The following is a 22,715-nucleotide window of genomic DNA, read 5'->3' as shown; positions in this document are numbered from 1 at the left end:
AGTCATCGCTGTCGTCGGTCGTCCCGGCGCGCAACCGAGTTCGAGGAGTCGAAGGGGAGCGCCCGGTGGGACTCCTCGAACGTACGGGTATCTCGACGTCAAAATATAAGTGGCCGAGGGTTCCAAGTTGTGACGTGGCTCACAAACGCATGGTGCGCTGTTGGGTTTCTGCCACCAATGTCGGAAATGTTCATTAACGGTTGGAGAATCGAACATTTACCGCCATCGACGTGACCTGCGGCACGGGGTGCCGAGGCACGACGACGGCTCCCGGGATGGGGTCGGGCGGCGAACCCCCGACGTTGGGGGTTTTGCAGCCGAACGGTGTGGTGTTGGCTGCGAAACTCCCAACGTTGGGTGATTCGCCCTGAGAGCCGGTCTTGTCGGCATCCTCGCGGGCTGTGGGTAACTTTCGCGGTGGTCGGCGCGAAATCGCGACGCTGGAGGTATGCCCCCTTCTGCTTCCGCCTCTTACCCCTCGTCCGGAGCGCGTCCCCCGCGCCAGAGCGTGGTAGCTCGTCGACGTGCTGCCCAGGACAGGTTCGGCGCGCTCCCGTTCACCTCGGACGAGGCTCTCGCAGCAGGGCTGAGTCGGAGCGACCTCGACAGCGCGGACGTACGCCGTCTGTTCCGGGGTGTCTTCGTCGATGCCCGCGTGCAGGTGGGGCACGGGCTCCGCTGCGTCGCAGCGGTGCGACGGTGTGGTGAGGGCGCGCGGATCTCGCGACTCGATGCGGCGCTCCTGTGGGGTCTGCCGGCGCCGTGGTCCGAGGGCGTGTCGGTGAGCATCCCGGCGAGCCGGGACGTGCGCGGTGCGGGACTCGTCGTGCACCGTCACCTCCGAAACTCGAAGACGTCGAGCGTTTGGGTTCCCTCGGTGCGGTTGCGGCTGCCGACGACGGCGCCGGTCGACCTCGTGCGTGAGTGTTTGCCCCGGCTGTCGCTCGTCGACGTCGTCGTGCTCGCGGACGCCGTTCTCAGGCTGCCCGGGGTGGAACCGGAGTCGGCGCGTGCGTCGTGGTCGTCCAGCGGTGCGGGGCCAGGGCGCGCTCGAGACCTGGTGAGGCTCGTGGATGCCGGTGCCGAGTCGGCCATGGAGTCGCGGCTACGGGTCCTGCTTCTGTTGGCGGGGTTACCCCAGCCGGACGCGCAGTTCGAGGTGGTGGCTTGCGGGCGTCGTCGAAGGCTGGATCTCGCGTTCCCGGATCTCAAGATCGCGATCGAGTACGACGGGGACCACCACTACGTCACTGAGGCTCAGAAGCATGCGGACATCGAGCGCGAAATGTCCCTGCGCACCGAGGGGTGGGAGGTCATCCGCGTTGTGTCCCACGGCATCTACCGCGACCCGGCCGGAACGGTGAAGGCAGTCGCCGCGGCCCTGGAGCGCCGCGGCCGTTCGGTACGGCTGTCGGACGGTTGGCGCCCCCACTTCCGACAGCTCGCGTAAAACCCCAACCTTGGGGGTTTTGCAGCCGAAGGGATGCTGCGTGGCCGGAAAACTCCCAACGTTGGGCGATCTCAGCGCAGGCGGACCCCGACGTCGGCCGCGACGGCCTCGACCATGCGGGTGAGGCGGACCGTGCGTTCAGGCATCGAATCGCGGTACTCCGCGAGCGTCACGAGGCCCGGGCCCGGGAAGGCCCACGCGCGGGCGCGCGCCGTCGTGGCTTCGTCGGCTGCGGCGGCACGGGCGAACACGGCGCGTGCTGGAGCGTCGAACAGATCCCACGCGTAGAGCAGATCGACGGCAGGGTCGCCCACGCCGAGTCCGCCGAAGTCGATGACGCCGGCCAGGGTGCCGCCGTCCCTGACGAGGACGTTCTCGGTCGAAAGGTCGGTGTGCACCCAGGTCCGGGAGCCGGTCGCGGCCTCCACTTCCCGCAGGCGTGCCCAGGCCAGACGCACCTGCGTCGGGTCGAAGAGGTCGCTCAGCGTGGCGGCGGCCTGGTCGACCCACGCGTCGGTGGCGTCGGTCACCGGATCGCCGCACCGGTAACCCCAACGCTCGGCGCCGCCGACCTCGCCGTCCGTGTCGACGGCGTGAAGCTCGGCGACGAACTCCCCGAGTGACGACGCGAGCGACCGCTGCGCCGAAGCGTCGAGGTTCGTCGGAGTTCGACCCTCGATCCAGGTGACGACGGCCCAGTGTCGAGGGAATGTCTCGCTCGGCGTTCCGACGAACTCGACGCGCGGGATCGGCGTCCTCACGCCGGCTCCGAGCGTCGGCAGCCAGGTGATCTCGTCGCCCAGATCCGTGGCGTAGTCGTCGGAGCGTGGGAGGCGAAGTGCGAGGTGACCTCCAACGCGAAACACCCAGTTGCTGCTGCCGGAGGCCGGGCTCGGGCGCACGGCAAGCTGGGCGAGGTGCGGTGCCTGCTCGCGCAGGAGCTGAGTGGCCAGCGCGGCGTCGGGTGCAGAACTCATGGTGTCGGGAGTTTTACAGCCGGATCCTCGCGCGGCGACCGATTTTCCCCAGCGTCGGGCGAAACGCAGCGTCAGGCGCGCAATGCGACGACGGTGATCTCGTGCCGGTTGTGCTGCAGCTGTCGGGCGAAGGTGATGTCGTACGCCTCGCTCAGCATGTTCATCGCCTCGTCGGCCTGCTTGACCGGGTTGTTCGTGCCCAACTTCAGCGTGACGATCGCCGTTGCGCCCGGGTTCAGCATGTCGGACGCCTCGAGCATCGTGTGGGCCGACAGCTGCGGGGGCATCCGCATGTCGTTGACGATGAGGTCGACCCGACGCGGGAAGGTAGCGACGAACTCCCCGGCCGTCGTCCGGTGGTGTTCCACGCCGCCCAGGTCGAGCACGCGCTGGTCGAGACCGGCCGGGTCGACGGCGTGCACGTGGCCGTACCCGCGCGAACGCAGGATGCGTGTCCACCCGCCAGGGCTGGCGCCGAGGTCGACGGCCACGTCCCCCTCGGGCAGGTCGATGTGGGTGAACAGCTCCTCGAGCTTGAACTCCGCGCGGCTGACCTGCTCCTTGCGCGAGGCAAGACGGATGCGTCCACCCGCCCAGTCGGACAGGGCGTAGCGCGAGGGCGTGACACCCGTCGTCACCCGGTCCTCACCGAGGCAGACCGACAACGCGAGGTCGGCGCCGCTGGGCACGACCCGGACGCCCTCGTCCATGAGTATCTCGAGGAGGGGCCGACGCACCTTGCCGGGCGCCCACGGGCCCTGCCCCGAATCCCATGTGTGCAGGGAGATGGCCGAACCGGGCGTGTACTCGCCGGAGTCGGCCAGTGCCTCGAGGCGCGTGGCGATGCCGTCGAAGGCCCACTCGGCGATCTCCTCGGCGTCCTCGTGCTCAAGGGACTTCGTCGTCGCGTGCTTCTCGACGGCGGCGAAGTGCTTGCAGAAGCGCAGGTAGCCGGACGAGGCGAGTTCGTGAAGTCGCTCGATGCCGCCGTTCTTCAACTGGACGAAGCCCGCGTCCTCACCCACGCGCGTCACCTTCTCCACGTCGGCCTCGCGGCGTAGTTCGACGACGGCGAAGCGGTAGTAGTCGGCGGTCGTGGAGAACAGGACGGGAAGGTCGATCACGTCAGTCAGTCTAGGCGTGAGGACGCGTACGGCCGCCGCCCCGGGAAGGGGACGGCAGCCGCAGCGCGTGGAACGGGTGAGCGATCAGCTCGTGACGTACTCGTCACCGTCGTCGATGTCGTCGAAGACCGCGGCGTCGATGCGGTTGCGCACGAGGAACCAGCCGCCGACGAGCAGGAGTACGAGGATCGGGCCGCCGAAGCGAACGGCAGCGGCCGACTCGGGGCTGCTGTCCGTCGGGTCGATCGCGATGAGCACGAGAACCGCAGCGAGGAACGCGAGCGCGATGATGTTGAGCACCGGCGCACCCTTGAGGCGGAAGTCCGGACGCTCCAGCTCGCCGCGCGCGGCCTTGCGGACCATCATCATGTGCGAGATGAGGATCATCGACCAGACGCCGATGATGCCGACGGTGGCGACCTCGAGAGCGATCTCGAAGGCGTGCGACGGCCACTTGAAGTTGATGACGACGCCGATCGCACCGAAGGCGGCCGTCGCCAGGATGGCGGCGTAGGGAACCTGGGTGCGGCTCATCTTGCCGAGGATGCGCGGCGCCGTACCGGCCACGGCCATCGAGCGCAACACGCGGCCGGTCGAGTACAGGCCCGAGTTCATCGACGACGCGACGGCCGAGATGAGGACGACGTTCATGATGTCTGCCATGCGCACGCCACCGACGTGGAAGCCCACGCGGTCGAGCACAGTGACGAAGGGCGACTCGCCCTGCTTGTACTGCGCGGTCGGCAGGAGGAAGCACAGAAGCGTGATGGTGCCCACGTAGAAGATGAGGATGCGCCACAGCACCGAGCGGACGGCCTTCGGCATGACCTCACGCGGGTTCTCGGTCTCACCGGCGGCGACGCCGATGAGCTCCATGGCGGCGTAGGCGAAGATGACGCCGGTCAGCAGTGTGAACATCGGCGAGACACCGTTGGGGAAGAATCCCGAGTCGGTGATGTTGTGAACGCCGGCGCTGGCGGGCTTGCCGCCGCCCGAGAGGTCCTGGCCCACGATGATGAAGTAGATCGAGGCGAGCATGATCAGGATGATCGTGCCGACCTTGATGGCCGAGAACCAGAACTCCATCTCGCCGAACAGCTTGACGCCGACGAGGTTGATGGCCAGGGCGGTCACGAGAGCGATGGCGGCCCAGCCTCCCTGCGGAAGGGCGTCCTTGAGCGGGCTCCAGAAGATGAGGAAGCTCGCGATGACGGTGGAGTCGGCGATGAGCGTGAACGCCCAGTTGGTGAAGTGGAACCAGCCGGCGGCGTACGCGCCCTTCTCGCCGATGAACTCGCGGCTGTAGGACACGAAGGCGCCCGAGGAGGGGCGGTAGAGCACCATCTCACCGAGCGCGCGCACCACGATCATGGCGACGGCGCCGCAGATGGCGTAGGCGAAGATGAGCGACGGGCCTGCGGAGTGCAGACGCCCGGCCGATCCCATGAAGAGGCCGGAGCCGATGGCGCCACCGATGCCGATCATCTGGATGTGGCGGTTCTTCAGGTGCTTGGCGTAGCCGGCGTCACCGGAGTCGCCGGAGCCGCGAGGTGCGGCCGGCGGCGCGTCGAGAGTTGAGGACATGCCGAGCCTTTCAAGGGGAAGGGCCTTCCCGCTGACCCCGTGACTCGAGTGGGCGGAAAAGTGCCGTGCGTCACGGTAGGGCTCGCTCAACTCCCGAAAAACAAGACGATGCTGCGTCGCCGCGACCAACCTGTGAGACGGACTGCGCTGCAGCGGTATTCGACCTAACTAGAGGTGTGGCTCACTGCAAGATGAAGTCGATCTGTGACCTGTGGAGCGCTTGGTAGACGACTACCGTCAGGTAATGCAGGTCACAATTCGATGCTCCTTCGCGGATCACGTGAACCGGACACGGCAAGAGGCGCACCTCCCGAATCGGGAGATGCGCCTCTCGTACAAGCGGTGTCAGACACCGAGAACGATCAGTTCTTGAAAGCGTCCTTGATCTTCTCGCCGGCCTGCTTGAGGTTGGCGACGCCCTGGTCGCCCTTACCCTCGGCCTCGAGCTGCTCGTTGTCGGTCGCCTTGCCGTAGGCCTCCTTGGCCTGGCCGAACTTATCGTCCTTGGCGTTGTCCAGCTTGTCGTCGAAACCCATTGCTGAACTCCTTTCACTCGATGACAATTGCTTCGACCCTACTCCGGGCCCTTCGCCCTGGCCAGAGGTTTTTCTCCGGCTCACCCGGGTGGGTGGAGCTCCAAGCGCTGACCGGTCCAGCGTCGGCGCAACATCCGGTCATGGCTCGCGACGACGACCGCCCCGGGGTAGTCCGCCAGGGCACGCTCGATGTCTTCGGACAGGAGCAGGGAGAAGTGGTTGGTCGGCTCGTCGAGCAGCAGGACGTCGGGCGGCAGCGCCAACAGGACGGCGAGGTCCAGCCGGCGCCGTTGCCCGACGCTCAGGCTGTTCACCGGCCGGGTCTCGTCGCGCCCGGCGATCAAACCGAACGTGGCCAGCGGACGCCTGGCAGCGAGTTCGGCGCCGACGAGTTGCTCGTACGTGTCGCGGACGCTGTCGTCACCGCTCACTTCGGCGTCCTGGCCGAGCAGGGCGACGCTCACGCGCGGGGCGACGGTGACGCTGCCGCCGTCGGGAGCGATGCGCCCCGCAAGAGCCTCGAGCAGTGTCGACTTGCCGCATCCGTTCGGGCCCTCGACGAGCAGACGCTCTCTGGCTGCGAGCGCGAGACTCGTCGGTCGTAACCGATCTCGGACGGCGACGTTCGACGCCGTGACGAGCGCCCCGCTCGGCAATTCGCCGGCGCGGCGGGCTGCGGCGAGCGACCGATCCGCGTTGAACCGCAGGTGCTTCGGCGGTTTGCGCACCTGCTCGTTCTCGAGGCGCTCGAGGGCGGTGCGGGCATCGTTGACCCGGCGAGCGACGACGGTGGCATTGCGGTCGGAGTAGAACTTCTTCGCGCCGCGCGCCTCGGTGCGCGGCCCGCGCTCGGGGTGCCCGACGCGGTGATCGTCGTGCAGGCGCCCACGCAGCCGGTTCAGTTCGTCCTGCTCGCGCTCGTACTGCTCCTGCCAGCGCGTCAGTTCGTCGGCCCGGGCGACGACGTACTGCGAGTAGGTACCGGTGAACAGGGTGAGGCCGTGGGCGGAGCCTGCGTCGGAGGCGTCGGCGACACGATCGACCTGACGGTGCGGCATCGGCCGCGGATCGAGGTCGAGCAGGTGGCTCACCGACTCGTCGAGGAAGGCCCGGTCGTGGCTCGCCATGAGCACCGGTCCCGGCCATGTGTGGAGCATGCGCGCGAGCAACTCGGCGCCACGGTCGTCGAGGTGGTTCGTCGGCTCGTCGAGCAGGAGCGTCTCCGGTCGGCGCACGAGCATCCACGCGAGGGAGAAGCGGGCGAGTTGGCCCCCGGAGACCTCGCGCACGGGGCGCTCGCGGGGGATGTCGGCGATACCGAGGCCTTCGACCAACTCGTCGATCGTGTGGTCGAGCTCCCACACGCCGCGGCGTTCGGCCTCGGCGAGGGCGAGCTCGAGTCGAGTACCCGCTCCGGGGTCGTCGGGGTGCGCGGCCAGGTGCTCACCGGCCGACGTCACCTCGTCGCCCAGAGCGCGCAGGGGCGCGGCGGCGTCCCGGAGCACCTCATCGGCGGTGAGATCGAGTGAGAACGGCGGCTGCTGGTGGAACAGGCCGACCTCGCCGGGCGCGCTCACCGTCCCCACGTCGGCGTCCTCGAGGCCCGCGACGATGCGCAGGAGCGTCGACTTGCCGGTGCCGTTCTCCCCGATGAGCGCGGCCCGTTCGCCCGCGGCGACGGCGAACGAGATGTCGGTCAGGACGCGGCGGTCGGGGTAGCTCTTCGAGATGCCGTCGAGACGAAGGTGTGTACCGCGGGGTGGGTTCGGATGCATGGGCCTCCTCGGGTCCGGAAGCTCCCACCGTACGAGTGGGGCGCCGTCGCCGGCACCCGATTTTTCGCCGGGCTCAACCGGTCAGCGCGGCTCGTCGATCTCCTCGCGGGTGCGGCCGGTGTCGCGCAGCTTCGTGTCGAGGCTGACGCGCTCGTCGAAGACGAAACACTCGCCCTCCCAGTCCTGCTCGGCGTCCGGCATCTGCTGGAAGTAGTTGAGGATGCCGCCCTGCAACTGGAAGACCTCGAGCCCCAGATCCTGCATCCAGGGGCTCGACTTCTCACAGCGGATGCCGCCCGTGCAGTACATCGCGATCTTCGCGCCGTTCTCGCGCCACTCGTCAGCGTGGTCTTCGACGTAGTCGGCGAAGTCGCGGAAGTTCACGACGCCCGGATCGACGGCGTCACGGAAGCGGCCGACGCCGTATTCGAAGCTGTTGCGGTTGTCGAGGACGACGACATCGTCGCGGCGGATGAGTTCACGCCACTGCTCGGGCGGCACGTCAGTCGCGTGCACGTCGTCCATGCGGTTCGGCATGTCGAGGCCGTCGACGCCGAGGGGCACGATCTCCTTCTTCGCCTTGACGAGCATGCGACGAAACGGCGGGCGCTCGAACGCCGTGCGCTTGACGACGATGCCGTCGAAAGCGTGAGCGACCGTCGCGTCGGCGCTCGCGGTCTCGAGGAAGGCATCGATCTGCTGCGGCGTGCCGGCCAGCATCCCGTTGACGCCTTCGGACGCGACGAGCACCGAACCGCTGAGCCCGTGGGTGAGTGCGCGCAGACGCGCCACGGCGGCGTCGACGTCGTCGAAGGCGACGAATCGGTAGAACGCGATGTGGTCGCCGCGGGTGGGCAGGTCGTTCAACGTCGTCGGGTCGGGACGGCGATCACGCATGCTGCTCATGGCGACCATTGTCGCCCACGGCGCGCTCACAGCGCGGTGACGGGACGTTTGACAGCCTCATCACAGCCGCGGGCCGTTCTCTCGGGCGGTGGGGGTGGCCCGCGTTGTGCGAGCTGCCCTCAACTCCTCATGAGAGAAGGGAAGAAGATGTTGAACAACACGACGAAGATCGTGGCCGGCCTCGGCGCGGCGGGCACGCTGGCCGTCTCCGGAGCAGCGCTGGCGAACTCGCAGTCGCCGGCTCCCACGCCGTCCAGTTCCTCGAGCACGCAGGCTCAGCCCGGTGACGCGGGCAAGGGCGGCCCCGGCGGTCACCAGCACACCGAGGTGACCGGAGCGACGAAGACGAGCGTCGTCAACGCCGTCAAGGCCAAGGATGCCGCGGTCTCGATCGAGCGCGTCATGGCTGATCCGGACGGCTCGTACGACGTGCTGGGCACGAAGAGCGGTGCGAAGGTCATGGTCGAGGTGAGCAAGGACCTCAAGACGGTCGAGGTGCGCACCGGCGGTCCGGGCGGCCCCAGTGGGCGTGATGGGCGCGGCGGGCCCGATGGTCACGACGGCAAGCAGCGCCCCGCCGACGTCACCGGCTCGACCCTGACGAGCGTCAAGAGCGCCGTGAAGGCGAAGGATGCTGCGGTCACCGTCGAGCACGCGTTCAAGACGCCCCAGGGTGGCTACGTCGCGCTCGGCACGAAGTCGGGCCAGCGCGTTGCCTACGCGGTGAGCGCGGACTTCAAGACCGTCACGCTCGACTCCCACGGTCCGCGTGGAGGCCACAGCCCGCACGGCGAGCGCGGTCAGGGCGGGTCGACGCAGCAGTCACCGTCTGCGGGCCAGGGTTCGGCTTCCTCCTCGGCCTCGACGGGCGCCGTCAACTCCTGATTTCGCGGCATCCATCGGCTTCGGGGCCGAGCAGCGCCTCGCGCGTGGCTCGGCCCCGAATGCGTGGGAGCCCTCAGTCGTCGTCCTCGGCGTCCGCCGTGGGGTCGGAGGCACCCGCGTCGACGATGTTCGGGTCGTCCCACCCGACGAAGCGCCAGTCACCCGGGCGTCCCTCGAGCGTCACGACCGTGGTGTTGAGCAGGCGCTTGTGCTCGGCGTCCTTGGGCGTGATGCCGGACGCCTGCGACGTCGCCCAGAGGCGGATGACGGCGCCGTGGCTGACGACGGCGACCGCTGCGTCGTCCGCGAGCCCTTCGACGGCGCGCGCGATGGCTGCCTCGTAGCGTTCGAGAACCGAGTGGCCGTCCGGGCCGCCGGGCATCCGCTCGTCGAGCTCGCCCTCGGACCAGTCGAAGACGGTCGTCAGGTAGGTCATGTGTGACTCGTGCGTCGTCATCATCTCGAGATCGCCGGCCCCCACTTCGCCGAAGCCCTCGTCCTGCAGAGGCTCGAGCGCCCGTGCGCGAGTGAGTGGCGCGGCCGTCAGAACGGCGCGGCGGTGCGCTGAGGAGACGACGCGATCGAGGGGTGTGCCGTCGAAGCGGCGCACGAGATCCTCGGCCTGGCGCATGCCGAGATCGGTGAGGCCGGCGCCGGGCAGTGCGGTGTCGAGGGCACCTGCGACGTTGTTCGGAGTCTGTCCGTGCCGAATGAGGTGCAGCGTGGTCATGCCCCGATTGAATCACCGCAGCCGGCACCCGCCGGGAGCGTGTCTCGCGGTCGAGAAGGTGCGGTGACGCCCGACCTTCGCCATGATGAAGCGATGAAGCCTTCCCCCGCCGTCTTGTGCCTCGTCTCCGTCCTCGGGCTGAGTGCCTGCAGCGGCGACGGTGGATCGGACGGTTCGAGGAACGGCGAGTCGAAGGCATCGACATCGAACTCAGGAACGTCGGCGAACTCCTCGCCGCAGCCGTTCAACGGAAAGACCTCGTGCACGGACGTCGTCTACGTCGGTGACTCGGTGAGTGTCGGCATGGTGAGCAAGGACCAGATTCCGAACCGGGCGGAGCGGCTCGAGGCGCGCTTCGCGAACGTCGGCGTCAAGAACCTGTACGTCAACGCCTCCGGCGGCCGGTCTGTCTTCGAGCGCTTCATGAACCGGCCCAACGTCATGGACGTGCTGACGCCGAAGCTCACCTCGACGTTCAAGGGCTGCTACGTCATCGCCACCGGCACGAACGACGCGGCGAACGACCACACCGGCAGCAACATGAAGATCCGCCAGCGCATCGACACCGTCATGAAGGCGACGAAGGGGCGGCCCGTGTTGTGGCCCCTGCCGGCGACGATCGCGACGAACGGGTCGTACAACGACGCGTACATGCGCGACATGGATGCTCAACTGCGCGACGCGACGAAGCGCTACCCCAATCTGCGTCTCTACGACTGGCGAGCCGAGCGCGAGGAGGAGTGGGTTGAGGGGGATCGGATCCACGACGACCGTCTCGGCTCGCGCTACCGTGCCGCGATGTACGCCAACGCCCTGGCCGTCGCGTTCCCCCAGGGGCGCCCGGCGAACCCGAGCACCGTCGTCGGCTCGGCGTGGGGCAAGAAGCCGTCGCCGGCGAACCGGCCGAAACTGCCGTCGGTCAAGGGGGACGCCGTGGCGTTCTGGGCCGGCGACAAGAAGGCGGTCGAGCTGTACGAGAGCGGTCGCAAACCCTGAGCCATCCGAAAGGGAGTTGGCTGCGCGCCACTCACTACGTCGGTAGTGTGATCTGCGGCACAACTTCCGAGATCTGGTGGTGACGGTGATGACGACGACTGCAGAGCTCGTCAGTGGCGTGGTGACGAACAGGGTGAAGCCCCTCGTGCGCTGGGGCCTGACGCATGCGGTGCCGAGCCGCGTCCTCAAGGACGGAGCCGACAAGGGTGACCTCCAGGCGCGCCTCACGGTCGAGGCCCAGAACCTCTCGCCCGAGGAGATCGCCGAGCTGTTCAGCCAGATCCGCGCGCAGGGTCCGCTCGTGCGCAGCAAGTTTTCCTACGTCAGCGTTGACCACGCCGTCGTCAAGGAGGTGCTCAGCTCCACCCAGTTCCGCACCGGCTTCCCCGGTGACGACCGCCCGGCGATTTCGCGCCTCGTGCAGTGGGCACGGCGCGAGGGCCTGCACCCCGTGGAGCCGCCGTCGATGCTCGTCACCGACGGCGACGACCACACGCGCTACCGCAAGCTCGTCTCGCGGGTGTTCACCGCGCGCGCCGTCGAGGGGTTGCGCGAGCGGACGGAGGCAATCGCTGCCGACCTGCTCGACGAACTCGCGGCCAGGGGCGGGCCGGTCGACCTCGTCGCCGCCTACTGTGAGAAGCTGCCGGTCGCCGTCATCTCGGAGATCCTCGGCGTTCCCGAGAGCGAGCGGGCCAACGTCCTGCGCATGGGCGGACATGCCGCAGCGAGCCTGGACCTCGGCATCGACTGGTCGACGTTCCGCACCGTCGACGGCGCCCTCGACGAGTTCGACGAATGGCTCGGAAAGCACTTCGACCACCTGCGCGCCAACCCCGGTGACGACCTGTTCTCGACGCTGCTGCACGCCACGGACGACGAGGGGCGCCTCAGCGAGCGTGAGCTCAAGGCCACCGCCGGCCTCGTGCTCGCCGCCGGGTTCGAGACCACCGTCAACCTGCTGAGCAACGCCATCCGGCTGCTCGTCGAGCACCCCGAGCAGTTGGCGGGCCTGCGAGCCGACCCGTCCGGTTGGGGCAACGCCGTCGACGAGGCACTGCGCTACGACCCGCCCGTACTGCTCACCGGCCGCTCGGCGGCCGAAGACACCGAGGTGGCCGGACAGCGCGTGGGTGAGGGCTCGATGACGACGCTCGTGCTCGCCGGCGCGAACCGCGACCCGCAGGTCTTCGACAACCCCGACGCCTTCGACGTTGCGCGCGAGAACGCCCGCGACCACCTGTCCTTCTCCGCGGGCAGGCACTTCTGCCTCGGAGCGGCGCTCGCGCGCATGGAGGGGGAGGTGGGCCTGCGTGCCTTCTTCGACCGCTTCGACGTCGAGTTGCTTCCCGGGGCGGGCCGCCGACCGACACGCATTCTGCGCGGGTACGAGACGCTTCCCGCCCGCCTCGTGCAGCGCTCGAACTGAGTGGTTCCGAGGCGTTGTCGCAGCCGCAGGGTAGGGTTGAATTGAGGAAGTAACCGACGCGCAGAGAGGCCGGCATCATGGGTCTGTCACCACTTGAATGGCCTGTCCTGCGTCAGGTGCGCTCGGGCGACTTCCTCGGCCGCGGCCCGGCTGTGACGAGCGAGAAGACGCGCACGCTCGAGCCGCGCACGACGACGGCCGACCGCAGCGTCCAGTCGGTGTGCCCCTACTGCGCCGTCGGCTGCGGCCAGCGCGTCTTCGTCAAGGACGAGAAGGTCGTCGCCATCGAGGGCGACAAGGACAGCCCCATCTCGCGTGGCCGCCTGTGCCCCAAGGGTGCGGCGAGCGAGCAGCTCGTCAACAACCCCTCGCGGATCAAGCAGGTGCTCTACCGCAAGCCCGGCGGCACCGACTTCGAGCCGATCGAGCGCGACAAGGCCATCGACATGGTGGTCGAGCGGTTCCTCGACACGCGTCGACGCACCTGGCAGGAGCGCGACGAGAAGGGCAACTTCCTGAGGCGAACGATGGGTATCGCCTCGTTGGGCGGAGCGACGCTCGACAACGAGGAGAACTACCTCATCAAGAAGCTGTTCACCGCAGCCGGGGCCATACAGATCGAGAACCAGGCGCGTATTTGACACAGCGCCACGGTTCCCAGTCTGGGGGCCTCGTTCGGGCGTGGTGGAGCCACTAATCCACTGCAGGACATGGCGAATGCAGACCTCATCATCATCGAGGGGTCGAACATGGCCGAGTGTCACCCCGTCGGTTTCCAGTGGGTGACCGAAGCCAAGGCGCGCGGCGCCAAGGTCATCCACATCGACCCGCGCTTCACGCGCACCTCGGCGGTGGCCGACAAGCACGTCACCATCCGTGGTGGCTCCGACATCGTCTTCCTCGGTGCGCTCATCAACCACGTCCTGTCGACGAACGCGTACTTCCACGACTACGTCGTCGCGTACACGAACGCCGCGACGCTCGTCAGTGAGGACTTCGTCGACACCGAAGACCTCGACGGGCTGTTCTCCGGCTACGACCCCGAGACGGGTCAGTACGACCAGAGCTCGTGGCAGTACGCCGACCCCTCCGGCGAGCAGGGCACGTCGAGCGACGAGAAGAGTGGTTCGTCCGGGCATCACGCGTCGGGTGGTGCGGAGTCACACGGTTCCGGCGGGCCCTCGCTCGCCCACGCCGAGGTGCTGCGCGACGAGACGCTGACCGATCCCCGCACGGTCTTCCAGATCCTCAAGCGTCACTACGCGCGCTACACACCCGAGCTCGTCGAGGAGGTCTGCGGCGTCTCGCCGGAGGACTTCCGCTACGTCGCCGATGCCCTCGTCGCGAACTCCGGGCGCGAACGCACCACGATGTTCGCCTACGCCGTCGGCTGGACCCAGCACGTCTCGGGCGCGCAGATGATCCGCTCGGCGGCCATCCTGCAGCTGCTCATGGGCAACGTCGGACGCCCCGGCGCGGGCATCATGGCGCTGCGCGGGCACGCGACGATCCAGGGGTCCACCGACATCCCGACGCTGTTCAACCTGCTGCCGGGTTACCTGCCGATGCCGCGCGTCGCGGAACACGAGACGATTGAGGACTACGTCGACTCCATCGTGTCGAAGGACGCGAAGGGCTACTGGGCCAACGCGGACGCGTACGCCGTCTCGCTGTTCAAGGCCTGGTTCGGCGAGCACGCGACGCCCGAGAACAACTTCGGACTCGACCTCATGCCGCGTCTGACGGGTGCCCACGGCACCTACCAGTCGACGATGGGCATGATCGACGGTGACGTCGAGGGCTTCTTCGTCCTCGGCCAGAACCCGGCCGTCGGGTCGGCGAACGGCAAGCTGCAGCGCAACGGGTTGCGTCACCTCAAGTGGCTCGTCGTGCGCGACTTCCAGCTCATCGAAACGGCCACGTTCTGGAAGGACGCGCCGGAGATCGCGTCCGGCGAGTGGAAGACCGAGGACATCGACACCGAGGTGTTCTTCTTTCCGGCGGCCACGCACGTCGAGAAGGCCGGCTCGTTCACCCAGACGCAGCGCCTCGTGCAGTGGCGCCACAAGGCCGTCAACCCGCCGGGTGACGCGCAGAGCGAACTCGACTTCTTCCACGAGGTGGGCGTGCGCATCCGGGCCCGCCTGGCTGATTCCGATGACCCGCGCGACCTGCCGCTGCAGGCCATGACGTGGGACTACGCGAAGGACGAGCACGGCGAAGTGGTGCCCGAATCCGTCATCGCGGAGATCAACGGCACCGACGCCGAGGGCAAGCCGCTTTCGACGTACGTCGATCTCGCGGCCGACGGCTCGACGTCGTCCGGCTGCTGGCTGTACGCGGGCGTCTACGCCGACGGCGTCAACCAGGCAGCGCGACGCAAGCCCGGTGACGAGCAGGACGAGACGGCCGCCGAGTGGGCGTGGGCGTGGCCGGCGAACCGGCGCACGCTGTACAACCGCGCGTCCGCAGACCGCGACGGCAAGCCGTGGAGCGAGCGCAAGAAGCTCGTGTGGTGGGACGAGGAGGCCGGTCGCTGGACGGGCCGAGACATCCCCGACTTCCCGGCGACTACGGCGCCCTCCTACCGGCCGGACAAGGGAGTCGGCGGGCCTGACGGCCTCGCCGGCGACGACCCGTTCATCATGATGGCCGACGGCAAGGCCTGGCTGTATGCGCCGCTCGGCCTCGTCGACGGCCCGCTACCGGCGCACTACGAGCCGGCCGAGTCACCCCTGGCGAACCCGCTGTACCGACAGCAGGCCAACCCGACGCGCGTCGTCTTCGAACGCAAGGACAACCTCAACGCGCCGAGTTTCGGTACGCCCGGCGGCGACGTCTACCCGTTCATGTTCACCGTGAACCGGTTGACCGAGCACCACACCGCCGGCGGCATGAGCCGGTGGTTGCCGTACCTCGCGGAACTGCAGCCGGAGATGTTCGTCGAGGTCTCGCCTCAGCTGGCGCAGGAGCGTGGGCTCGAGAACGGCGGATGGGCCACCGTCGTCTCGGCCCGTGCCGCGATCGAGGCGCGCGTCCTCGTCACGGAGCGAGCGCGACCGCTGCGCATCGGCGGACGCACGGTGCACACGATCGGTATGCCGTATCACTGGGGCTCGAGTGGGTTCGCCCAGGTGGCAGGCGATTCCGCGAACGACCTGTTCGGCGTCGTCCTCGATCGCAACACGCAGATCCAGGAGGGCAAGATCGGCATGTGCGACATCCGTGCCGGCCGGCGCCCCGAGGGTGAGGCGTTGGAACGGTTCGTCGCCGAGTACCAGAGCCGCGCGGGCACGACCGTCCAGACGGGCAACGACCTCGCCCAGGGTGACGTCGAGGAGAGTGAAGACGACGCATGAGCGCACTGACGAGTTACGTGGCGCGCCAGTTCGGCGGCGCGGGCGACCCGGCCGAGGAGGCCGCGTGGGGTACTCGTGCGGCGACGGAACGCACGGGCGGGGCCCCGAACGAGCCGCTCGCGGAGCGGGTCGGCTTCTTCACCGACACGTCCATCTGCATCGGCTGCAAGGCGTGCGAGGTGGCCTGCAAGGAGTGGAACCGCAACCCGGAGGACGGGTACGGGCTCACGGGCCACTCGTACGACAACACGGGTGAGCTCGGTTCCGACACGTGGCGTCACGTCGCGTTCGTCGAGCAGTCGGGGGAGCGCATCGCGGCGGCCCGGAAGTCGGGGCGCAAGCTGGTCGACCTCGGTATGCCGAGTGTGCGCAGTGCTGCGTCGACCGAGACGCCCAGTGGCGCGGTCGGCGTGCAGCCTGAATCCTCGCTCGACGTCGACGTGTTCGCTCTGGCGTCGTCGCCGGAGGGCCTGACGCCGACCGCCGGTAGCGACGTGCCCGATTTCCGCTGGCTCATGTCGTCGGACGTCTGCAAGCACTGCACCCACGCGGGGTGCCTCGACAACTGCCCCACGGGAGCGATTTTCCGCAGTGAGTTCGGCACCGTCGTCATCCAGGCCGACGTGTGCAACGGCTGTGGGTACTGCGTCGGCGGGTGCCCGTTCGGCGTGGTCGAGCGTCGTGAGAAGGATGCCGTCATCAACCACGGCAACGCGCAGAAGTGCACGCTCTGCTACGACCGGCTCACCGAGGGGCGGACGCCCGCGTGCGCGCAGACGTGCCCCACGACGTCGATCAAGTTCGGGCCGCTGTCGGAGATGACGCGCCTCGCCGAGGAGCGGGTGGCTGAGCTTCACGCCCGCGGCATGACGGAGGCGCGCCTGTACGGCGCGGGCAGTGACGACGGTGTGGGCGGCACCGGTTCGGTGTTCCTGCTCCTCGACGACCCGGAGGTGTACGGGCTGCCGCCCGACCCGGTGGCGCCGTCGCGACACCTCGCGTCGTCGTACAAGCGAATGCTCGCCGCGGCCGGTGGCATGGCGGCTGCGGCTGCCATCGCGTTCGTCGGGGGTGGCGTGTGACGAACCCGCTCGATTCCTACCGTGACCCCGAGGGTCCACGCCGCCGCCGTGGTGGCGGTGACAAGCGTCGCCGTCCGACGGACTGGTTGAACGACCGCCGCGAGGGACGCGGCGAGCGCGCGCTCGTGCCGGACGTGGAGTTCGACTCGTACTACGGGCACAACGTGGTCAAGCCGGTGCCGTGGGAGGCGCCGATTCCGATCTACCTCTTCACCGGTGGGCTGGCGGCGGGATCGCAGCTGCTCGCGGCTGGCGCGTACGTGACGGGGAACGCGCCCTTGCGACGCGTCACGCGCCTGACGTCCGGAGTGGCGACGGCGGTCAGCGGCGCTGCGCTCGTCGTGGACCTCGGGCGACCCGAACGGTTCTACAACATGCTGCGGGTGGCGAAACTGAGCTCCCCGATGTCGGTGGGTACGTGGATCTTCTCCGCGTTCGCCGGGGGCGCAGTGCCGCTCGCCGGGTTGGAGGCGCTGCGTCTGCTGCCGCGCAAGAACAGCGGTTCGTTGGCCTCGCTCGTGGGGCGCGCGGAAAACGCCGTTGCCCAGGTCGGTGGTGTGCGCCGCGGGGCGGTGGCGCCTCGGCGCGCCGGCGTTCTCGGATTCATCGAGGACGCACTCGAACGCGTGGAGGCGCCGAGCGCTGCGCTGGGTGCGCTGGCTGCCGGCCCGCTCGCGACGTACACCGCTGTGCTGCTGTCGAACACGGCAACGCCGACGTGGGCCGAGTCGCGTCACCACCTGCCGTTCGTGTTCGCCGGCTCGGCGTCGGCCGCGGCGAGCGGAAACGCGATGGTGTGGACGCCGGTGGCGCACGCGGGGCCGGCCCGTGCACTCGCGCTCATCGGGTCGTCCGTCGACCTCGTGGCTCTCAACCGGCTCGAGAAGCACCTCGACGCCCACGGCGTCGGCGAACCCTTGCACCACGGAACGGCCGGAAAGCTCAACAAGGCGAGTTTGGCGCTCAACGTGGCGGGCTTCGTCGGGACGGCGCTGTTCGCGCGGCGCTCGCGGGTGGCGTCGGTGCTTTCGGGAGCGTGCTTCGTCGCCGGTTCGGTGTGTACCCGTTTTGCCGTGTTCGAAGCGGGAATGGAGTCGGCGAAGGACCCGAAGTACACGATGGCGCCGCAGCGGCGCCGCCTCGACGAGCGCGGCGGGACCGGCAACATCACGGCGGGTCCGCGCACGGCCGACGGACGTCGTCCGCTGCCAGGGCCGGACGGTCACCCGGTCCTTCGGGACTGATGCAGAAACGCGCTGGTTGTGCACGATATTTCGTGCACAACCAGCACTTTCGCGCTCAATCTCTAGCGCACCCGAATGCCGGGTTCACCCGTCACGGTGCGGCCGATGATCGGCGCGCCCGGCACCTCGCCGATGACGAGGAGCCCGCCGGAGGTCTGGGCGTCGGCGAGCAGAAGCAGTTCGTTCTCGTCGACCTCGGACTCGATGTGCGGGGCCACCCAATCGAGGTTGCGGCGTGTGCCGCCGGAGACGTAGCCGTCACGTGCCGCCTCGCGGGCGCCGTCGATGTAGGGAACGGCTGCGGCGTCGATCTCCGCCGCCACGCCCGAAGCGCGCATCATCTTCCACAGGTGGCCGAGCAGGCCGAACCCCGTGACGTCCGTGGCGGCCTTGGCGCCGGCGTCGACCGCGGCGACGGAGGCGTCCCGATTGAGCGTCGTCATCACGTCGACGGCCTGGGCGAAGACCTCACCCGTGCGCTTGTGTCGGTTGTTGAGCACGCCCGAGCCGAGCGGTTTCGTCAGCGAGATCGGCAGGCCCGCCTCGGCGGCGTCGTTGCGCAGCAGCTTGGCCGGATCGGCAATGCCGGTGACGGCCATGCCGAACTTGGGCTCCGGGTCGTCGATCGAATGCCCACCGATGACGGGGCAGTTCGCGGCGCGACCGATGTCCGCGCCGCCGCGGAGCACCTCGGCCATGACGTCGAGGCCGATCCGTTCACGCGGCCACCCGACGAGGTTGATCGCGACGACAGGGGTGCCGCCCATGGCGTAGATGTCCGACAGCGCATTCGTGGCGGCGATGCGCCCGAAGTCGTACGGGTCGTCGACGACCGGGGTGAAGAAATCCGCGGTCGACAGGACGGCCTGGCTGCCGACACGGACCGCTGCGGCGTCATCACCGTCGTCGAGCCCGACGAGGACGCTCGGGTTCGGCTCACCGACGAGGCCCTTGACCGCCTCCTCCAACTCGCCGGGCGGGATCTTGCACGCGCACCCGCCACCGGAGGCGAACTGCGTCAATCGAATCGGCTCCATGGTCCGACCCTACGCACGGCTCTCACTGGGATGTGATCGGGGCCGGTGCGAACCTGGCGGCCTGAGATTCGCCTGCCGCAGGTCATGCACGATCGAATCGCGCCATCCGCGAAAGCGTGTTCGCTTGGTGAATGGACCAACATTCACTACCGTTGAACACGGAGGTGTCAGGGTTCCTGGTGGGCCCCCCGGTCCTCAAAACCGGTGAAACCGAGTATCTCGGTTTGGCAGGTTCGATTCCTGTCCACCTCCGCCAAACTTCTCCTCGCAGGCTCGGAAAGCTTTGGCCTGTTTTGCCGCGTCTTCCGGCCAGCGGCCTCGCAGGCTCGGCCTCTGGCTCGGTGCGACACGGGCCTTCCTCGCAGGCTCGGCCTCTGGCTCGGTGCGACACGGGCCTTCCTCGCAGGCTCGGCCTCTGGCTCGGTGCGACACGGGCCTTCCTCGCAGGCTCGGTCTCTGGCTCGGTGCGACACGGCGAGCTTCCTCGCAGGCTCGCCTGAGAGGATGGCCGGGTGAATGACGACCCGCGCCGCAGCATCCCGCGTACCGACGCACTGCTCGCCGATGCGCGCTTCGCTTCGGCTGTCCGCCGACTCGGCGTCGACGTCGTCAAGGCGTCTGTTGTCGAAGCCCAACGCCGCGCTCGCTCAGGAGAACTCGCGCCCGACGCCGTGGCGGCCGTCGCCCTCGAAGCGCTTCCCGGATCGGTGACGACGCTGCGCCGGGTCATCAACGCAACCGGAGTCGTCGTGCACACCAACATCGGTCGCGCGCCCCTCGGCGACGCTGCCCGCGAGGCGCTGCTCGCCGCGGCAGGTCACGTCGATGTGGAGTTCGACCCCACCACAGCACGTCGGGCACCGCGTGGCCGCGGCGCCCTCGAAGCCCTCCGCGAACGCGTCCCCGCAGCGGGGGGCGCCCTCGTCGTCAACAATGGGGCCGCTGCGTTGCTCTTGGCCTGCCTGACACTCGCCGAGGGGCGCGAGGTCATCGTCAGCCGCGGCGAACTCGTCGAGATCGGCGACGGGTTCCGTCTGCCCGACCTCCTCCAGTCCGCAGGAATCCGTCTGCGCGAGGTCGGTACGACCAACCGCACGCACCTTCGCGACTACGAGGCTGCGTCGGGGGACGCAGGGGCCATCCTCAAGGTGCACACGAGTAACTATCGCGTCGAGGGTTTCGCCGGTGTGCCGCGCGTTGCTGAACTCGCGACACTGGGCCTGCCCGTCGTCGCGGACGTCGGCAGCGGCCTACTCGCGCCCGAACGGGTCCTGCCCGACGAGCCCGACGCCGCGACGTGGCTCGACGAGGGTGCCACCGTCGTCACTGCGAGCGGCGACAAGCTCCTCGGCGGCCCGCAGGCCGGCCTCGTGCTCGGCGACGCCGACGCGCTCGAGCGCATCCGACGTCATCCTCTCGCTCGTGCTGTGCGCACCGACAAGCTGACGCTCGCAGCCCTCGAGGCAACCCTGCGAGGCCCCGTCCCGCCCGTCCTCACAGCCCTTCGGGAAACGCCGGAGACCCTTCGCGAGCGCACGGAACGACTCGCTCGCCGGGTCGGCGGCGACGTCGTCGAAGTGGACGCCCGCGTCGGTGGTGGTGGGGCCCCCGGTGTGCCGTTGCCGAGTCTCGCGGTTGCCCTCCCTGACAGCTTCGCGGAGCCCTTGCGGCTCGGCGAGCCGTGCGTGGTCGCACGGACAAACGGCGGGCGCACCCTGGTCGACCTTCGCTGTGTGCCAAGCGAATCCGATGACGAAGTGGGGGAGGCCATTCTCGCCGTCGCTGCTGCCGTGGGCCACTGACCATGCGGGTCATCGCCACGGCCGGGCACGTCGACCACGGCAAGAGCACACTCGTTCAGGCGCTCACCGGCACCGACCCCGACCGGTGGGCCGAGGAGAAGCGCCGCGGCCTCACGATCGACCTCGGATTCGCGGGTCTGGAGTTGCCAAGCGGTGAGCACGTCGCCTTCGTCGACGTGCCGGGTCACCGAAGGTTCATCGGCAACATGCTGGCCGGTCTCGGGCCCGCTCCCGCCGTCATGCTCGTGGTCGCAGCCGATCAGGGGTGGCAGGCGCAGTCGAGCGAACACCTCGACGCCATCGACGCACTCGGACTCGAGACGGGTCTGCTCGTCCTCACCCGGTGCGGCCTCGCCGACGCCGACCGCGTCGCCGAAGTGCGCCGCTCTGCTCTCGAGCACATCGCGCAGACCTCCCTCGGAGCCGTGCGCGTCGTCCAGACGGACGCCGTGCAGGGCGACGGCATCGGTGAACTCCGTTCGGCCCTCGACGACCTCGTGGCGGGCATGCCACCGCTCGACGGTGAAGGCTCGGTACGGATGTGGCTCGACCGCTCCTTCTCGGTCAAGGGTGCGGGCACCGTCGTCACCGGCACACTCGCCCACGGCACGTTGCGCGTGGGGGACGAGGTGAGCGTCGCGGGCGAGCGCGCGACGATCCGCTCTCTCCAGGTGCTCGGAGAATCGCGTGACGAGGTCGGCCCCGTCTCGCGTTGCGCTGTGGGGTTGCGCGGGATCACCCGGGACGCCGCTCCCCGCGGCAGCGCGCTGCTTCGTCCCGCCGGGGGTCTGGAGTCCACGACGATCGACGTGCGCCGTGAGACGGGTTGCGCGTGGTCGGAGTCCTCGCGTGAGGTCTCCGTGCACGTCGGCACTGCGGCTGTGCCTGCCCGTGTGCGGCCGTTCGACGACGAGACCGCCCGACTGCGGCTCGAATCACCGCTGCCGCTGCGGCTGGGGGATCGCGTCATCGTGCGCGACGACTCGGCCGCGCGCATCCACGCAGGCGCCACCGTGCTCGATCTCGACCCGCCACCGCTCGAGCGGCGCGGTGCTGGAGCCGCCCGCGCCGCGACGTTGGCGGGGTGGGAGAGCGGCCGCGCGTCCGATCTCGTCGTCGACCGGGGGCACGTTTCGGTCGCCTGGCTCGAAGGCGCCGGAGCGACGGGTTGGGGCGACTGGCCACTGGCTCTGCCGAACGGAGACGGCTTCGGGATCGTCGACCGCGTGGCGGTGTCGGCCGCGCAGGTGACCGCGTGGTCGCAACAACTCGACGAACTCGTGAGCGAAGACGCCCGTGACCCGCTGAGCCCTGGTGTCGCTGTTGCAGCGCTCGCGCGCGAACTCGACACGTCCCCCGCCGTCGTCCATCTGCTGGCCGCGGCCTCCGGCCTGGACGTGGACGCCGGACGCGTGCGGGGCGCCGAACACCGACGTGACCTGGGCGGAGCGGACACCGCCCTGGCCCAGCTCCGTGAACGCCTGCAGGCGAGCCCCTTCGATGCTCCTGAGGCCGACGACCTCACCGCTTGGAAACTCGGCTCCCGGGAGATTGCTGCCGCGGCCGAGCGGGGACTCGTGCTGCGCCTGCGAGCGCAGCCGGCGGACATCGTCCTGCTGCCGGATGCGCCGGCGCAGGCCATGCGTGAGCTCGCGGCGCTCCCGCAGCCGTTCACGACGAGCGATGCGCGTCAGGCTCTCGGCACGACCCGCCGTGTCGTCATCCCGCTTCTCGAGCACCTCGACGCTCGCGGCTGGACCCGGCGCGACGGCAATACCCGCACGGTTGTGCGGTGAGCG

At 69.0% G+C, this 22,715-nt stretch carries 17 protein-coding genes and 1 tRNA gene; 10 read left to right on the top strand and 8 right to left on the bottom strand.

The features are described from left to right. Positions 1–448: 448 nt before the first annotated feature. Complete coding sequence (locus tag K9D12_RS05870) at positions 449–1,450, top strand: endonuclease domain-containing protein (protein WP_129663950.1); 1,002 nt, start codon at positions 449–451, stop codon at positions 1,448–1,450. Between the two features lie 71 nt (positions 1,451–1,521). On the opposite strand, the gene K9D12_RS05865 is transcribed toward K9D12_RS05870, so the two are convergent. The 6 genes from K9D12_RS05865 to K9D12_RS05840 all read right to left on the bottom strand — a co-directional run bounded on the left by K9D12_RS05865 (position 1,522) and on the right by K9D12_RS05840 (position 8,352). Continuing rightward, complete coding sequence (locus K9D12_RS05865) at positions 1,522–2,427, bottom strand: phosphotransferase (protein ID WP_225910976.1); 906 nt, start codon at positions 2,425–2,427, stop codon at positions 1,522–1,524. Positions 2,428–2,498: 71 nt separating this feature from the next. Further along, positions 2,499–3,551, bottom strand: a complete 1,053-nt coding sequence (locus K9D12_RS05860) for an SAM-dependent methyltransferase (RefSeq protein WP_240730132.1) — start codon at positions 3,549–3,551, stop codon at positions 2,499–2,501. Positions 3,552–3,635: 84 nt separating this feature from the next. Further along, a complete protein-coding gene (locus K9D12_RS05855) occupies positions 3,636–5,135 on the bottom strand; it encodes an amino acid permease (protein ID WP_223059689.1) in 1,500 nt (499 codons plus the stop codon). A 362-nt stretch (positions 5,136–5,497) separates the two neighbouring features. Further along, the gene (locus K9D12_RS05850) at positions 5,498–5,671 is read right to left on the bottom strand and encodes a CsbD family protein (RefSeq protein WP_129663954.1); all 174 of its coding nucleotides are present in this window, start codon (positions 5,669–5,671) and stop codon (positions 5,498–5,500) included. Between the two features lie 80 nt (positions 5,672–5,751). Further along, positions 5,752–7,446 carry an ABC-F family ATP-binding cassette domain-containing protein gene (locus K9D12_RS05845; RefSeq protein WP_129663956.1) on the bottom strand — a complete coding sequence of 565 codons (1,695 nt, stop codon included), beginning with the start codon at positions 7,444–7,446 and terminating at the stop codon, positions 5,752–5,754. 81 nt (positions 7,447–7,527) lie between these two features. Beyond that, positions 7,528–8,352 carry a rhodanese-like domain-containing protein gene (locus K9D12_RS05840; RefSeq protein ID WP_225910975.1) on the bottom strand — a complete coding sequence of 275 codons (825 nt, stop codon included), beginning with the start codon at positions 8,350–8,352 and terminating at the stop codon, positions 7,528–7,530. A gap of 147 nt (positions 8,353–8,499) precedes the next feature. Here K9D12_RS05840 and K9D12_RS05835 point away from each other — a divergent pair, with 147 nt between their 5' ends. Beyond that, positions 8,500–9,237 (top strand): hypothetical protein, encoded by a 738-nt coding sequence (locus K9D12_RS05835; protein ID WP_223059688.1) that lies wholly within the window; start codon positions 8,500–8,502, stop codon positions 9,235–9,237. A 73-nt stretch (positions 9,238–9,310) separates the two neighbouring features. Here the strand turns inward: K9D12_RS05835 and K9D12_RS05830 are convergent, their stop codons facing one another. Then, positions 9,311–9,967, bottom strand: a complete 657-nt coding sequence (locus tag K9D12_RS05830) for a histidine phosphatase family protein (RefSeq protein ID WP_129663962.1) — start codon at positions 9,965–9,967, stop codon at positions 9,311–9,313. A gap of 93 nt (positions 9,968–10,060) precedes the next feature. Here K9D12_RS05830 and K9D12_RS05825 point away from each other — a divergent pair, with 93 nt between their 5' ends. From K9D12_RS05825 to nrfD, 5 genes are all read left to right on the top strand, one after another. Beyond that, on the top strand, positions 10,061–10,963 hold the full coding sequence (locus K9D12_RS05825) for a hypothetical protein (protein WP_129663964.1): 903 nt from the start codon (positions 10,061–10,063) through the stop codon (positions 10,961–10,963). Positions 10,964–11,051: 88 nt separating this feature from the next. Then, positions 11,052–12,392, top strand: a complete 1,341-nt coding sequence (locus K9D12_RS05820; protein ID WP_047310567.1) for a cytochrome P450 — start codon at positions 11,052–11,054, stop codon at positions 12,390–12,392. A gap of 74 nt (positions 12,393–12,466) precedes the next feature. Next, positions 12,467–15,751, top strand: a complete 3,285-nt coding sequence (gene fdh / locus K9D12_RS05810) for a formate dehydrogenase (RefSeq protein ID WP_370448527.1) — start codon at positions 12,467–12,469, stop codon at positions 15,749–15,751. Then, positions 15,748–16,833, top strand: coding sequence for a 4Fe-4S dicluster domain-containing protein (locus K9D12_RS05805; protein WP_129663970.1), 1,086 nt, complete (start codon positions 15,748–15,750; stop codon positions 16,831–16,833). Before fdh ends, K9D12_RS05805 begins: the two co-directional genes overlap by 4 nt. Continuing rightward, on the top strand, positions 16,830–18,077 hold the full coding sequence (gene nrfD, locus K9D12_RS05800; protein WP_129663972.1) for an NrfD/PsrC family molybdoenzyme membrane anchor subunit: 1,248 nt from the start codon (positions 16,830–16,832) through the stop codon (positions 18,075–18,077). Before K9D12_RS05805 ends, nrfD begins: the two co-directional genes overlap by 4 nt. Before the next feature lie 62 nt (positions 18,078–18,139). Here nrfD and selD read toward each other — a convergent pair whose 3' ends face one another. Continuing rightward, positions 18,140–19,114, bottom strand: a complete 975-nt coding sequence (selD, locus tag K9D12_RS05795) for a selenide, water dikinase SelD (RefSeq protein WP_129663974.1) — start codon at positions 19,112–19,114, stop codon at positions 18,140–18,142. A gap of 160 nt (positions 19,115–19,274) precedes the next feature. Here selD and K9D12_RS05790 point away from each other — a divergent pair. The 3 genes from K9D12_RS05790 (at position 19,275) to selB (ending at position 22,712) form a co-directional block, all read left to right on the top strand. Beyond that, positions 19,275–19,370 (top strand) — tRNA-Sec (locus K9D12_RS05790). A 256-nt stretch (positions 19,371–19,626) separates the two neighbouring features. Continuing rightward, complete coding sequence (gene selA, locus K9D12_RS05785) at positions 19,627–20,916, top strand: L-seryl-tRNA(Sec) selenium transferase (RefSeq protein WP_129663976.1); 1,290 nt, start codon at positions 19,627–19,629, stop codon at positions 20,914–20,916. Between the two features lie 2 nt (positions 20,917–20,918). Then, entirely contained in the window at positions 20,919–22,712 is a 1,794-nt protein-coding gene (gene selB / locus K9D12_RS05780) for a selenocysteine-specific translation elongation factor (RefSeq protein ID WP_129663979.1), read from the top strand. The last annotated feature ends 3 nt before the right edge of the window (positions 22,713–22,715 follow it).

The sequence above is a fragment of the Dermacoccus sp. Tok2021 genome, assembly GCF_019895135.1.
In the GTDB taxonomy this organism is placed as follows: Bacteria; Actinomycetota; Actinomycetes; order Actinomycetales; family Dermatophilaceae; genus Dermacoccus; species Dermacoccus abyssi.
The sequence above is the reverse complement of the archived record's forward strand: the minus strand, read 5'-3'. Positions and strand labels throughout refer to the sequence as shown.